At 62.2% G+C, this 14,679-nt stretch carries 10 protein-coding genes; 9 read left to right on the top strand and 1 reads right to left on the bottom strand.

Annotated features, from left to right (window positions below; genetic code table 11):
• The first annotated feature begins 1 nt into the window (after window position 1).
• The 7 genes from NA619_RS12855 (at window position 2) to NA619_RS12825 (ending at window position 8,996) form a co-directional block, all read left to right on the top strand.
• Window positions 2-898, top strand: a complete 897-nt coding sequence (locus tag NA619_RS12855) for a substrate-binding periplasmic protein (protein ID WP_255962242.1) — start codon at window positions 2-4, stop codon at window positions 896-898.
• Window positions 899-1,157: 259 nt separating this feature from the next.
• Window positions 1,158-1,247 carry a K(+)-transporting ATPase subunit F gene (gene kdpF / locus NA619_RS12850; RefSeq protein WP_122166583.1) on the top strand — a complete coding sequence of 30 codons (90 nt, stop codon included), beginning with the start codon at window positions 1,158-1,160 and terminating at the stop codon, window positions 1,245-1,247.
• Window positions 1,248-1,255: 8 nt separating this feature from the next.
• On the top strand, window positions 1,256-2,956 hold the full coding sequence (gene kdpA / locus NA619_RS12845; RefSeq protein WP_255962241.1) for a potassium-transporting ATPase subunit KdpA: 1,701 nt from the start codon (window positions 1,256-1,258) through the stop codon (window positions 2,954-2,956).
• Between the two features lie 11 nt (window positions 2,957-2,967).
• Window positions 2,968-5,019, top strand: coding sequence for a potassium-transporting ATPase subunit KdpB (gene kdpB, locus NA619_RS12840; protein ID WP_255962240.1), 2,052 nt, complete (start codon window positions 2,968-2,970; stop codon window positions 5,017-5,019).
• A 43-nt stretch (window positions 5,020-5,062) separates the two neighbouring features.
• Window positions 5,063-5,629 carry a potassium-transporting ATPase subunit KdpC gene (kdpC, locus tag NA619_RS12835; RefSeq protein ID WP_255962239.1) on the top strand — a complete coding sequence of 189 codons (567 nt, stop codon included), beginning with the start codon at window positions 5,063-5,065 and terminating at the stop codon, window positions 5,627-5,629.
• Between the two features lie 5 nt (window positions 5,630-5,634).
• Window positions 5,635-8,307 carry a sensor histidine kinase gene (locus tag NA619_RS12830; RefSeq protein ID WP_255962238.1) on the top strand — a complete coding sequence of 891 codons (2,673 nt, stop codon included), beginning with the start codon at window positions 5,635-5,637 and terminating at the stop codon, window positions 8,305-8,307.
• Window positions 8,304-8,996, top strand: coding sequence for a response regulator (locus NA619_RS12825; RefSeq protein WP_255962237.1), 693 nt, complete (start codon window positions 8,304-8,306; stop codon window positions 8,994-8,996). The genes NA619_RS12830 and NA619_RS12825 overlap by 4 nt, the downstream gene beginning before the upstream one ends.
• A gap of 69 nt (window positions 8,997-9,065) precedes the next feature.
• On the opposite strand, the gene NA619_RS12820 is transcribed toward NA619_RS12825, so the two are convergent.
• Complete coding sequence (locus tag NA619_RS12820) at window positions 9,066-10,265, bottom strand: MFS transporter (RefSeq protein ID WP_255962236.1); 1,200 nt, start codon at window positions 10,263-10,265, stop codon at window positions 9,066-9,068.
• Window positions 10,266-10,716: 451 nt separating this feature from the next.
• Here NA619_RS12820 and NA619_RS12815 point away from each other — a divergent pair, with 451 nt between their 5' ends.
• Together NA619_RS12815 and exaC are read left to right on the top strand one after the other, a co-directional pair.
• Window positions 10,717-12,495, top strand: coding sequence for a PQQ-dependent methanol/ethanol family dehydrogenase (locus tag NA619_RS12815; protein ID WP_255962235.1), 1,779 nt, complete (start codon window positions 10,717-10,719; stop codon window positions 12,493-12,495).
• 465 nt (window positions 12,496-12,960) lie between these two features.
• A complete protein-coding gene (exaC, locus tag NA619_RS12810) occupies window positions 12,961-14,481 on the top strand; it encodes an acetaldehyde dehydrogenase ExaC (RefSeq protein ID WP_255962233.1) in 1,521 nt (506 codons plus the stop codon).
• The last annotated feature ends 198 nt before the right edge of the window (window positions 14,482-14,679 follow it).

Here is a 14,679-nt window from a genome sequence, read left to right as displayed (position 1 = left end):
CATGCGCCAGTTACTCGCGGGTTTCTGCCTGTTCTTCTGTGTCCTGGCCCAGGCCGATGTGGTCAAGGTGCGCGCATTCGACGACATCATCGATTCGGGCACCCTCAAGGTCGCGATGTACGAGAACTTCCCGCCCTACAGCTTCATGGCTGACGGCGAGGCGCGCGGTGTGGATGTCGATCTGGCGCGCAAGCTGGCCGCCGGACTCGATCTGGAGCTGGAACTGCTATGGGTCACGCCGGACGAGACGCTGGACGGCGACCTGCGCAACTTCATCTGGAAAGGGCATTACCTGCGTCCGAACGTGCTCGCCGACGTGATGATGCGGGTGCCCTACGACCGCGAGTTTTCCTACAAGCAGAACGAGCTGGGCGAGCTGATCAACGAGCTGGTCGTGATGTTCGGTCCCTATCAGCATGAGCGCTGGCAGACGGCCTATGACGATCGACGCATCGACGAGCTATCAAGCGTCGGCGTGCTGCGTTACCACCCGGTCGGGGTGGAAGTTGAAAGCGTGCCGTCGTTCTATCTGGCGTCCGTATTCAACGGCAGCATCGCCAAAATGCTGCACCACTATCCGACCGCACAGGGCGCCTTCGCGGCCATGCGTGCTGGCGATGTGGATGCGACCATGGCCATGCGCGGCGAGATTGAATGGATGCTCGGCCAGGCGGCGGACGAGCATATCAAGCTCGCTGACAACGCCTACCCGAACATGGGCAAGCAGGTCTGGGACCTCGGCATGGCGGTTCACGAGTCCAACCGCCAACTGGCCTACGCACTGGAGGGCGAGTTGGAAGGGCTGATAAAGGACGGTGTAGTGGAGCGCATCTACGCCAGCTACGGCCTGCGCTACGAACTACCGGAGCTGTATCAGGTGCAACCTGACGACAAGTGATGCCCGTTCAGGCTGATGAAATGGCCCGCCGTCAGAAGCCGACACGGGCTTGATCCGCCAAGCGTCGCAACGGCTTCCTGTCCATGAACTGCTAATAGCGGGCTAGCCGTTACGCCACGGCCACCAGGGTTCGCTGATCGCTGATCCCAAAAAAATACGCTTTCTTTACGCCGCTGCGTTGGTCACGCAATCGAATCTTTACGCCCCCCGCTCTGAAAATCTCCGTACCGCACTGATGCGAATTCGGAGTACAGCACCCATGACATTCCTCGACGGGCTCTCGCTGGGCCTGGCAATCATTTTGTTCATCTACCTTCTGGTCGCGCTGCTGCGCACCGAACGCAGCTAGGAGGTCGCATGCACGCCAACGATTACTGGCTGATTGCGGCCTTTTTCATACTGGTGCTGTTGCCGGCAACCTGGCTGGGGCGTTACCTGTTCCGAGTCATGGAGGGTGAACGCACCTGGCTAACCCCATTGCTCCTGCCAGTCGAACGCCTGTGTTATCGGGTTGCAGGCGTCGACGAAAACCGTGAGCAGGATTGGAAGGGCTATAGCCTGGCGCTGTTGGCCTTGACCGCTGTCAGCCTGATCGTGCTGTTCGCGATCCTGATGTTGCAGGCGAGCCTTCCGCTGAATCCGCAAGGCATTCCCGGCATGGAATGGCATCTCGCGCTCAACACCGCCGTGAGCTTCGTGACCAACACCAACTGGCAGGCTTACAGCGGGGAATCCCAGCTCAGCTATTTCAGCCAGATGCTGGGCCTGGGCGTACAGAACTTCGTCAGTCCTGCGGTTGGCCTTGCGGTGCTGGTGGTGTTTTGTCGAGCACTCTCGCGTCGCTCCGCCAAGGAAATTGGCAACTTCTGGGTCGATCTGACCCGAGCCGTCCTCTATGGCCTGTTGCCGTTCTGCCTGGTGCTTGCGCTGCTGCTCGTCTGGCAGGGCGTTCCGCAAAGCCTGGCCAGTTATGTTCAGGCCGTCACAATGCAAGGTGGCGAGCAGAGCATTCCCCTGGGCCCTGCGGCCAGCCAGATCGCCATCAAACAGCTTGGCACCAATGGCGGCGGCTTCTTTGGCGTCAACTCGGCGCACCCCTTCGAGAACCCGACCGCGTGGAGCAATCTGTTCGAAGTCGTATCGATCATCCTGATTCCCGCAGCGCTGGTCTTCATGTTCGGGCACTACGTGCGCGACTTGCGTCAGAGCCGAGCGATCCTGGCCTGCATGCTGCTCGTATTCACCCTCGGGTTAGGTGTCACGCTGGTAGCGGAACATCAGGCGAACCCGGCTCTTGCGGGCCTGGCGGTGGAGCAGGGTGGCTCGCTCGAGGGCAAGGAAAGTCGGTTCGGCGTCGCGGCATCCGCGCTATGGGCGACCACCACGAGTGCAGCGTCCAATGGCTCAGTCAATGCCATGCATGACAGCTTCAGTGCGCTGGGTGGCATGGTGCCGCTCGTCAACATGATGCTCGGCGAAATCATCTTCGGCGGCGTCGGCGCCGGGCTGTACGGCATGCTGCTGTTCGTCCTGATCACGGTGTTCCTGGCTGGCCTGATGATTGGTCGCACGCCGGAGTACTTGGGCAAGAAACTGGAAGCGCGCGAGGTTCGCCTGCTGGTCGCGACGCTGCTGGTGATGCCCGTGGGTGTGCTTGTGCTCACGGCGCTCGGCGTCAGTTTGTCAGGGCCTGCCGAGTCGATTGCCAATCCGGGGCCTCACGGCCTCAGCCAGATCCTCTACGCCTACACCTCTGGCACGGGCAACAACGGGTCGGCCTTCGCCGGGTTCGGAGCCGGTACGCCTTACCACAACCTGATGATCGCATTCGCCATGTTGCTGGGCCGCTTCGGTTTCATCCTGCCCGTGCTGGCAATCGCCGGTGGCCTGGCAGCCAAGAACCGCGCACCGGTCGATGCCAACAACTTCCCCACCCACGGCCCGCTGTTCGTGGTGCTGCTGACCCTGGTGATCCTGCTGGTCGGTGGGCTCACATTCCTGCCGGTACTGGCACTGGGGCCGGTCGCTGAACATTTCTTCCTGCTGCAGGGCTTCTGAGGAGCGTCATGATGAACGTCCATCAAACGGCACTCGAAGGTGCCGAGCAACCCACTTCTACCTCCTTCGCTTCGCTGTGCAAGCCGGCGCTGCGCCAGGCTTTCGTCAAGCTCGATCCGCGCACGCTGTCGCGCTCGCCGGTCATGTTGGTGGTCGAGCTAACAGCTGTGCTCACGACTGCGCTGTGCCTGATTCCCAGCGCCGCAGTCAGCACGGGTGTAGCCGTTCAGATCGCATTCTGGCTCTGGTTCACGGTGCTCTTCGCCAACTTTGCCGAAGCGCTGGCAGAAGGGCGAGGCAAAGCCCGTGCTGACAGCTTGAAAGCGGGATCGCAGGGCCTCGAAGCCCGCTTGCAAACCGATACCGGTGAGTTTCGCAGTGTTGCCGCCAGCAGCTTGCGGCGCGGTGATGTGGTGCGAGTGGTTGCCGGTGAACTGATCCCGGGCGACGGCGAAGTCATCGAAGGCATTGCGGCGGTGAACGAGGCCGCCATCACGGGCGAGTCGGCTCCGGTCATCCGAGAGTCGGGCGGGGATCGTTCAGCGGTAACCGGCAATACCCGCGTCGTGTCGGACTGGCTGCTCGTGCGGATCAGCAGCGATCCAGGTGAATCGACGCTGGACCGGATGATCGCACTGGTAGAAGGCGCCAAGCGCCAGAAGACTCCCAACGAGGTCGCACTCGACGTACTGCTGATCGGGCTGACCCTGATCTTCCTGCTGGTGGTGGCGACGCTACAACCTTTCGCCCGATTTGCCGGCGGCGACCTTCCACTGGTGTACCTGGTGGCTCTGCTGGTGACGCTCATCCCAACGACCATCGGCGGGCTGCTCTCTGCGATCGGCATCGCGGGTATGGACAGGCTGGTACGCCTCAACGTGATCGCCAAGTCGGGACGGGCGGTGGAGGCTGCCGGTGACGTGCAGGTGTTGCTGCTGGACAAGACCGGGACCATCACTTTTGGTAATCGCCGCTGCACGGCGATGGTCAAGGCGCAAGGCGTCACGGCAACGGAGCTGTCCTGGGCGGCACTGTTGTCCTCTCTGGCCGACGATACCGTCGAAGGTAAATCCATCGTCGAATACCTGCGTGGGCTGGCCCCGGTAAAAGAACCTGTTGGCCATGAGTGCACGGCCATTCCCTTTACCGCCGAAACCCGTCTGTCCGGTGCCGATCACGAAGGCCGACGTTATAGAAAGGGTGCGGTAGACGCCGTGCTCGGCCATCTGGGCATGGATCGCGAGCAGATGCCGGCAGTGCTGGCCCGAGAGGTGCAGTCCATCGCGAAGAGCGGAGGAACCCCGCTGCTGGTATGCGCCGACGATCGCTTGCTGGGCGCGATTCACCTCAAGGATGTGGTCAAGCCTGGCATCCGCGAGCGCTTTGCCGAGCTGCGCCAGCTGGGCATCCGTACCGTGATGGTCACGGGTGACAATCCTCTGACCGCGGCCGCAATCGCTGCCGAGGCTGGTGTCGATGACCTCATTGCCGAAGCGACGCCGGAAAAGAAGTTGCAGCGGATTCGCCAGGAACAGGCCGAAGGCAAGATGGTTGCGATGTGTGGCGACGGGGCCAATGACGCACCGGCCCTGGCACAGGCTGATGTGGGCATGGCAATGAATGACGGCACCCAGGCTGCACGTGAGGCTGCCAACCTGGTGGACCTGGATTCGGACCCGACCAAGCTGCTGGATGTGGTGCAGGTCGGTAAGCAGTTGCTGGTCACACGGGGTGCGCTGACGACGTTCTCGATAGCCAACGATGTGGCGAAATACTTCGCGATCCTGCCGGCACTGTTCATAGGCATCTATCCGCAGCTATCGGCACTGAACGTGGTGCAACTTCACAGCTCTGCCAGTGCAATTCTGTCTGCGATCGTGTTCAACGCGCTGATCATCGTCGCCCTGATTCCGCTGGCGCTGCGCGGCGTTAACGTGAAAGCCGTCGACTCGGCCAGCCTGTTGCGCCGCAACCTGGTGATCTACGGCCTGGGCGGGCTGGTCGCACCCTTTGTCGGTATCAAACTCATCGATCTGCTTCTGACCGGACTGGGTCTGGTCTGAGTCTCGCCGCGCCCAGGCGGCGCGACCATTTGGAGAAACGCACATGTTCATGCACTTCCGCCCAGCGCTTGCCGCGCTGATCCTGATGACGCTGATTACCGGCGTCATTTATCCCCTGACCGTTACCGCAGTGGCGCAGCTGGCATTTGCTGACCAGGCCAATGGCAGCTTGGTCCGAGATGCAGCGGGGCAGGTCAGGGGCAGTAACCTACTGGCGCAGCCGTTCGCTGGCTCGGAATGGTTTCAACCGCGCCCGTCCGCAGGCGATTACGCAACTGTGGCAAGTGGTGCCAGTAACCTGGCCCCAAGCAACCCTGAGCTTGCTGACAAGGTCCGTGAATACGCGAGCCAATGGGGCGGCACGGCTGAGCGGCCAGTCCCGATCGAGTTGGTGACAACCTCCGGCAGCGGCCTTGACCCACACCTCTCGGTGGCTGCAGCCAGATTCCAGGCAGCACGTGTTTCAGCCGCGCGTGGTCTGCCGCAAGAGCGCCTGAATGACCTGATCGACGCCCTGAAAGTGACGCCGCTGGTGGGGCCTGCCGTGGTCAACGTACTGGCTCTGAACCTGGCGTTGGCGGACAATCCACGGCCCGATCCAGACGAGTGATATGAATGAGCAATGCCCAGCGTGCGGATGCGTTTCTAGACGACACGCCCCGAGAAGGACGCGGGCGGCTCAAGGTCTTTCTCGGCGCCGCGCCCGGCGTCGGCAAGACCTACGCCATGCTCCAGGCCGCCCAGCGTCAGCGGCAGTCGGGTCGCGACGTGCGGATTGGCGTCGTCGAGACCCATGGGCGTTCCGAAACCGAGGCGATGTGCGTCGGCCTGGCGGAACAGCCCATGACCCGCAGCGACTATCGGGGCGTTAGCCTGGTCGAAATGGACCTGGACGGATTGCTCGAAGCGCGTCCGGGGCTGATTCTGGTTGACGAGCTGGCCCACAGCAACGCGCCTGGTAGCCGGCACAGCAAACGCTGGCAGGATGTACTGGAGCTGCTCGACGCCGGTCTCGATGTCTACACCACCGTCAACGTGCAGCATCTGGAAAGCCTCAACGATCAGGTGCGTGCAATCACCGGGGTGCAGGTCAGGGAGACCGTGCCTGACTGGATCCTTCAGCAGGCCGACGACATCCTGCTGATCGACCTGCCGCCGCGTGAGCTGCTGGAGCGCCTGCGCGAAGGCAAGGTCTACGTTCCGGAGCAGGCACGTGCGGCAATTGATGCCTTCTTCACTCAGACCAACCTGACCGCTCTACGCGAGCTGGCCATGCAGACAGCAGCTGCGCGGGTCGATGCCGACCTGCATCGGCGCCATCGTCTGTTGGGGCAAACCGCGCCGGCCGTCAGGGGCCGCCTGCTGGTGGGAATCGATGGGGATGTCCACGCCGAGGGCTTGGTGCGTCACGCTGCCAGGGTCGCCGAGCGGCGGCATCTACCCTGGTCGGTGGTCCACATAGATACGGGCACGAGCAAGGACGAGCTTCAGCTTGGCTATCTGCAATCGGCCCAGCAGCTCGCCGAGCGTCTTGGCGGTGAAGTCGTGGAGCTGCGCGCCGAGCGAGTCGCGCGATCACTGCTGGATCATGCCGTTGAGCGCCGCGCCACCCTCGTGCTGGTCGGCCGACGTGATCAATCACGCTTTGGGTGGAAGGTGTGGCTCAAGGGCTCGGTCGCGGAGCAATTGATCAAAGCGGGCCGCGGGCTTGAGATCAGCGTGCTTGCTCAGGAACCAGCTAAGACCGCGCCAAAAAGGCGCGTACAACCCCCAGCGGATTGGCATGATTACCTGCTTGCCGGGTTGGCGACCGTAGCAGCCACGGCCGTCGCGCTGCTGTTGGCACGCTACCTGGCGTTGCCCAACATATCGCTGGTTTTCCTGGCTGCCGTGCTGGTGGTGGCGGTGCGGAGCAGCCTTGGGCCTGCATTGGCCTGCGCGGGCCTTTCGTTTCTGTTGTACGACTTTCTGTTCATTCCGCCGACGTTCACCTTCATCGTCGCTCGGCAGGAGGACGTACTGACCCTCCTGTTTTTCCTTCTGATGGCCGTCCTCGCTGGCAATCTCGCCAGCCGGCAACGTCGCCAGGTTCAAGCGCTGCGCCAGACGCAGGCTGAAACCACAGCATTGCTCGATCTTTCCCGTCAGCTCGGCGCCGCGACCGATGTGCGGGCGGTCGCTTCGGCGGCGGTCCGTCAATTGCAACAGCTGGCAAACACGGAAGCTGTGGTCGCAACGCGCAGTGACGCAGCGCCTGGCGCGCATGGGCACTGGTCGTACGTCTCTGACGCTACTCCGGTTCTGAACGATGAAGAGCAGGCGGCGGCCGACTGGTCGTTGAAGCACGGGCAGCCAGCGGGGCAGGGCACCGATACGCTACCGAACAGTCGATGGTGGTGGCAGCCGCTAAACGCCGACGGGCAGCCGCTGGGGTTGCTGGGCATTCGTTCTGTGGGAACAGCTCCGGGGCCCTCAAGGCGGCGCCTTATCGCCGCGCTGGCTCAGCCCATCGCGCAGGCTCTTGGGCGCGCCACCCTGGCCGAAGAGTTGGAGGCGGCGCGCCTGCATGGTCAAACAGAGGAACTGCGAAGTGCGCTACTGGCATCCGTTTCTCATGATCTGCGCACACCGCTCACGGCCATGCGGGGCTCCATCGACAGCCTGGCGAGTCTGGGCCACAGCATGAGCGAGGCTGACCGACAGGAGCTTCTGGAGGCAACGCGTGATGAAGCCGAGCGTCTGGATCGATACATCCAGAATCTGCTGGACATGACGCGGCTCGGGCATGGCGGCTTGAAGCTGATCAGGGACTGGACCACACCAGCCGATATCATCGCCAGCGCACTGCAGCGCCTGCAGCGCGTGCTCGCCGAGCTGCGGGTCGAGGTGCTGCTACCCGATTCGCTGCCACTGTTGTTCGTGCATCCGGCGCTGATCGAACAGGCGCTGGTCAATGTATTGGAGAACGCTGCGCGGTTCTCGCCACCTAATGGGCGACTGCAGATCGCCGTGCATGTTGATGCCAGCAGCCTGCGCTTCATCGTCAGTGACGAGGGGCCGGGCGTGCCCGAGGCCGAGCGCGCGAAAATCTTCGATATGTTCTACACCGCTGCGCGCGGCGACCGAGGCGGGCCTGGCACCGGTCTGGGGCTTGCCATCTGCCAGGGCATGATTGGGACGCATGGCGGGCGCGTGTCGGTTGGAGAAGGTCTCGACGGCCGCGGGACGAGTGTCACACTGGAGCTGCCATTGCAGCCCCAGCCTCATTTGGAGAACGATCTTTCTTGAGTCAGCAAGCAACCATCCTGATCATCGATGACGAGCCGCAGATCCGGAAGTTTCTGCGTATCAGCCTTGGCTCCCAGGGTTATCGCGTGATCGAAGGCGGTAATGGTCGGGATGGGTTGGCCTGCGCTGCGCTGGAAAAGCCCGACCTTGTCGTGCTCGACCTGGGGCTGCCAGATCTGGACGGCCAGGCGGTGCTGCGCGAACTGCGCGAGTGGACGCAGGTCCCGGTGCTCGTCCTGTCCGTACGCTCCAGCGAAGCGGAAAAGGTGATGGCCCTTGATGGCGGCGCGAACGACTACGTGACCAAACCCTTCGGAATTCAGGAGTTTCTCGCGCGGGTCAGAGTGCTGCTGCGCGACAAGCAACCCGCGGCCACCGGCGCAGCTCAAACCTTGTCAGGCCCGCTATGCATCGACTTTGCCTACAGGCGCGTCAGCCTGGATGGGCAGGAAATCAGCCTGACCCGCAAGGAATATGCAGTCCTGGCTGCGCTCGCTCATCACATTGGCCGGGTCGTAACTCAGCAACAGTTGCTCAAGGACATATGGGGGCCAAGCCACAGCGGCGACACTCACTACCTGCGGGTCGTTGTCGGGCATCTCAGGCGCAAGCTCGGGGACGATCCGGCGGCACCCCGGTTCATCGTTACCGAGGCTGGGGTTGGTTACCGTCTGGTTGCTGATCAATAAGCTCGTCCACTGGACGATCTGCGTAGTTGTTCCGATGCGCTTCGCGTCTGGAACGGCTCACAACGGCCTTCACCTCGCTTGCATCCGTGGGTGCAGAAAAAACCAGACAGCAAGCGGCGTGGCAAGCGCGATGACCACCCAGCCCAGAAGGCTGATCGCCATGGGCAGCCCGTAATGGTCCGCGACCCAGCCAGCGCCAAGCAGCGGTGCGATGGCGCCAACGTAGCCGCATACCAGATAAGTCGATATCAGTCCCGAGCGCTCGGCTGGACTGGCGATGCGGTTGACCATGCTGATGCCGGCCAGGAGGCACATCCCGTGGGCCGCGGCAGCAGCGCAAACGCCGATGATGAACACCAGCGAGGAGCCGACCGCAAAGTTGAGCACCAGCATCGCGTTGCTCAACACCACCGCCAGCAATCCAAGCAGACCGCACCAGCGCAAGCTCATCGGGGCGCAGGCAAGTTGCACCATGGCAGATGCCAGCAGGATTACGCCGATGGACGTGCCGCTGACCACTGGGCCATGCCACGGCAGCATCTTTTCCAGGAACAACGGTGCCATCGACGCGTAGATGCCAAACACGCCAAAGGCGAAAAAAGGGCAGGCGCAGGTAAGCAGGAAGGCCAATGCGTCGCTTCGTTTGGCCCAGGTCAGGCGCGGAATGAAGGTGCGCCAGCCAAGCGGTGATGCGGCGGCGAGTTCCGGGTGAGGTTTGAGCTGCACCCGCAGCAAGGCAAAGACAGCCAGCACGCCAAGGCCTAGAGAGGGCAGGTAGGTAACGACCAATGGGTACGGCAGCCACTGGCCAATAACGCCACCGGTGAGCGGGCCGAGACCGAAGCCTAAGGCCAGCAGGAAACTGGTGATCATTGATATCCGCTGGGAGGCCCCATCGCGGGATATCTGCACCAGGCCCACCGAGGCGCTGGTGACGATCAGGCTGGATGACAGCCCCACCGCAAAGCGACCGATGTTCAGACTCGGCAGGTTCCACGCAAGCATCGTCACCAGCGTCCCGCCCCAGCCGAGTATCAGGCCGGTCAGCATGACCCTGCGGAAACCAAGCGTATCCGACAGACGCCCCATGAACAGCAGGCCGAACAGCGCGCCCACCATGTACACCACGTAAATCAACGAAATTTCGCTGGTACGCAACTGCCACGCCTGCTGGTAAAGCGGGTACAGCGGAGAAATGAGCGCGGTGCCCATCACGCCCACGCACATCGCGAAGCACACCCAGGGAAACGCGGACCAGCTCTGTTTCATGTCGTACGCCTGAACTCGAATTCGGAATGGCTTCGCCTGCCGCCCTGAGGGCGGTGGATGGATGAGGCCGTGGATCGATAGGCGCCTACTGTATCGACTTGGCGTGGTCTCGGGGGCATCAATTCGTTCCATGATTGACAGCTCATGAGGTCGCGCGGTCGCGCTGATTTGGATCGCTTCTGTGCGACGGCCGGAACAGGGCAGGCCGGCGAGGTCAGGCGGCGAGATCTCGACCGAGGGCCACGCACTGATCCATGTAACGCCGACGGCAGTGCTGTATCGCTCCTCCTGAGACCCGGGAATGTCGCGGCTTGGGTGGAGTATTGCTACCAAGGGAGGAGAAAAATCGGTACTGCGTGTAATTGTTGCGGCTGCGGCCAGATCCAAGAATCGGCACTAGACCGGGAAGACTTCCCGGCGACATAACAATGAACCCGTAGAGGTAGCCGCAATGAAGCACACCGGCCTTCGCAAGCCCTTCGCCCTGACTGCGCTTTGCGCCGCCATGGCCGTCTCCAGCGTGTCGGCATGGGCAGTCACCGATCAGGAAATTCTCGATGACGCCAAGTCCACTGATCAGATCGTGACCAACGGCATGGGGCTGCAAGGCCAGCGCTACAGCACCCTCGATACGCTCAACGTTGGCAACGTGACCGAACTGCGGCCGGTGTGGGGATACTCGCTAGGCGGCGAGAAACAGCGTGGCCAGGAATCTCAGCCGTTGATCAAGGACGGCGTCATGTACCTCACGGGTTCCTACTCGCGTGTATTTGCCGTGGATGCGCGCACGGGCAAGGAACTCTGGCAATACGACGCGCGCCTGCCCGACGGCATCATGCCGTGCTGCGACGTGATCAACCGCGGCGTGGCGCTCTATGACGACCTCGTCATCTTCGGCACGCTGGATGCCAAGCTGGTTGCGCTGAACAAGGACACCGGCAAGGTCGTCTGGAAAAAGACTGTCGCAGACTATAAGGCCGGCTACTCAATCTCCGCTGCGCCGCTGGTGGTCAAAGGCAAGCTGATCACCGGCGTGGCCGGTGGCGAGTTCGGTGTGGTCGGCAAGATCGAAGCTTATGACCCGAAGAATGGTGAAGTTCTTTGGTCACGCCCAACTGTCGAAGGTCACATGGGCTTTGTGATGAAAGACGGCAAAAAGGTCGACAACGGTATTTCCGGCGGCGAAGCCGGCAAAACCTGGCCGGGCGACCTTTGGAAGACCGGCGGCGCCGCGCCCTGGCTCGGTGGGTATTACGATCCGGACACGGACTCGCTGCTGTTCGGCACCGGTAACCCGTCACCCTGGAACTCCCACCTGCGCCCGGGCGACAACCTGTTCTCGTCGTCTCGTCTGGCACTGGATCCGGACGATGGCTCGATCAAGTGGCACTTCCAGTCGACGCCGCATGACGGTTGGGACTATGACGGAGTGAATGAGCTCATCTCCTTCGATTACGAAGACGGCGGCAAAACCATCAAGGCTGCCGGCACCGCCGACCGTAACGGGTTCTTCTACGTACTCGATCGCACCAATGGCAAATTCATCCGCGGTTTCCCCTTCGTGGACAAGATCACCTGGGCCAAGGGTCTGGATAAGGACGGTCGGCCGATCTACGACGACGCCAATCGACCTGGCGCGCCAGGCGATGCCGACAAGGGCAAGTCAGTAACGGTTGCGCCGTCGTTCCTGGGTGGAAAGAACTGGATGCCAATGGCCTACAGTCAGGACACCGGCCTGTTTTACGTCCCGTCCAACGAGTGGAGCATGGACATCTGGAACGAGAGTGTTGCCTACAAAAAGGGCGCGGCCTATCTCGGTGCAGGCTTCACCATTCATCCGCTGAACGAGGATTACATCGGTGTGCTGCGGGCCGTCGATCCCAAGACCGGCAAGGAAGTGTGGCGTTATGAAAACTACGCGCCGCTATGGGGCGGGGTGTTGGCCACCAAGGGCAACCTTGTGTTCACCGGTAACCCGGAAGGCTTCCTGATGGCGTTCGATGCCAAGACCGGCAAGAAGGTTTACGAATTCAACACCGGCTCGGGCATCGTCGGCTCGCCGATCACCTGGGAAATGGACGGCGAGCAGTATGTCTCCGTGCTTTCCGGCTGGGGCGGCGCGGTACCGCTGTGGGGCGGTGAAGTGGCCAAACGCGTGAAGGACTTCAACCAGGGCGGAATGGTCTGGACCTTCAAGCTGCCGAAGGATCAGGTCGTCGCCAAGCGCTGATTGCCTCACAGGTCAACCAGCGACATGCAGCCTTGCGCTGACAAAGAACGGACCCCGCCCATGGCGGGGTCTTTCGTTGGGCCTGCAGGGCTCGGTTCGGCCATCGCAGGCGCTGGCTTTGCTGGCATTGGGCGAAGAATTCGCCCCTACAGAAGCAGCCTGACCTGGTGTCGCCGTGGAGGCGAATGGGTTCGGCCGCGGACGGCTCGAAGTGGCCAGTGTGATCGCTATGAATTGGTTACTTCGTGACAAGCCAGCACTGACGCTTGTAGGGGCGAACGTGTTCGCCCTTGGCCTGTATCACGCTGCCAAGCGTACCGGAATGCCCCGATCTACTACCAAATGAGGAGGGCATCTGTCCCTTGGGTGAATTCCGGGGCGACAGCGGGGCTGCCTAAGATCGTTCCATGTCCTGTCCATCCCCCAGGCAGGCTCCGCCAAGCAGAACAAATAGAGAGGCCGCTCATGATTTACGCCCAACCCGGTACGGAAGGCTCCGTCATTTCCTTCAAACCACGCTACGGCAACTACATCGGCGGTGAATTCGTTCCGCCGGTTAAAGGTGAGTATTTCGTCAACACCTCGCCAGTAAACGGTGAGGTCATTGCCGAATTTCCGCGTTCCGGCGCCGAGGACATCGAGCGCGCGCTGGACGCCGCCCATGCCGCTGCCGACGCCTGGGGTAAGACCAGCGTGCAGAACCGCTCTCTGATGCTGCTGAAAATCGCCGACCGTATCGAAGCCAACCTCGAACTGCTGGCCGTGGCCGAAACCTGGGACAACGGCAAGGCCGTGCGCGAAACCCTGAACGCCGATGTGCCCCTGGCCGCCGACCACTTCCGTTATTACGCCGGCTGCATCCGCGCCCAGGAAGGCAGCGCCGCCGAGATCGACGAACACACCGCCGCCTATCACTTCCATGAGCCCCTGGGTGTGGTCGGGCAGATCATTCCGTGGAACTTCCCGCTGCTGATGGCCGCCTGGAAACTCGCCCCGGCCCTGGCAGCCGGCAACTGCATCGTGCTCAAGCCGGCCGAGCAGACCCCGCTGTCGATCACCGTGCTGATGGAGGTGATCGGCGACCTGCTGCCGCCAGGCGTGCTCAACGTAGTGCAGGGCTACGGCCGCGAAGCCGGTGAGGCCCTGGCCACCAGCAAGCGTATCGCCAAGATCGCCTTTACCGGTTCCACCCCGGTCGGTTCGCACATCCTCAAGTGCGCCGCCGAGAACATCATACCGTCGACCGTGGAGCTGGGCGGCAAGTCGCCGAACATCTTCTTTGAAGACATCATGAACGCCGAGCCGCAGTTCATCGAAAAAGCCGCCGAAGGCCTGGTACTGGCGTTCTTCAACCAGGGCGAAGTGTGCACCTGCCCATCCCGCGCCCTGGTGCAGGAATCTATCTACGACGCCTTCATGGTCGAGGTGATGAAGAAGATCAAGGTGATCAAACGCGGCAACCCGCTGGACACCGAGACAATGGTCGGTGCTCAGGCCTCAGAGCAACAGTACGACAAGATCCTCAGCTACCTGGAAATCGCCCAGCAGGAAGGCGCCGAGCTGCTCACCGGCGGCGCGGCCGAGCGTCTAGAAGGCGACCTGGCCAGCGGTTACTACATCCAGCCGACCCTGCTCAAGGGCAATAACAAGATGCGCGTGTTCCAGGAAGAGATCTTCGGCCCAGTGGTCGGCATCACCACATTCAAGGACGAAGCCGAGGCGCTGGCCATCGCCAACGACACCGAGTTCGGCCTGGGCGCCGGCCTGTGGACCCGCGACATCAACCGTGCCTACCGCATGGGCCGGGCGATCAAGGCTGGTCGCGTATGGACCAACTGCTATCACCTATACCCGGCCCACGCTGCGTTCGGCGGCTACAAGAAATCCGGCGTCGGCCGCGAAACCCACAAGATGATGCTCGACCACTATCAACAAACCAAGAACCTGCTGATCAGCTACGACATCAACCCGCTGGGCTTCTTCTAAGCCTGGCACCCAACTCGGTGGACCCGGCGCGTTCCGCTCCCTCGCGCCGGAATAACTTGCTCGCACACTGAGTGCGGGGATTGCAGGCCGTTTGGGTGCGGCCGGTGATTCATCAACGCAACGCGGCCTCCGGGCCGCGTTTTTTTTGCGCGCGTGCGACCAGCCATCGCACGCGCCGAACTCCAAAGCCTGCCAATG

Source organism: Stutzerimonas stutzeri (genome assembly GCF_024448895.1).
Classification (GTDB): Bacteria; Pseudomonadota; Gammaproteobacteria; order Pseudomonadales; family Pseudomonadaceae; genus Stutzerimonas; species Stutzerimonas stutzeri_Q.
The sequence above is the reverse complement of the archived record's forward strand: the minus strand, read 5'-3'. Positions and strand labels throughout refer to the sequence as shown.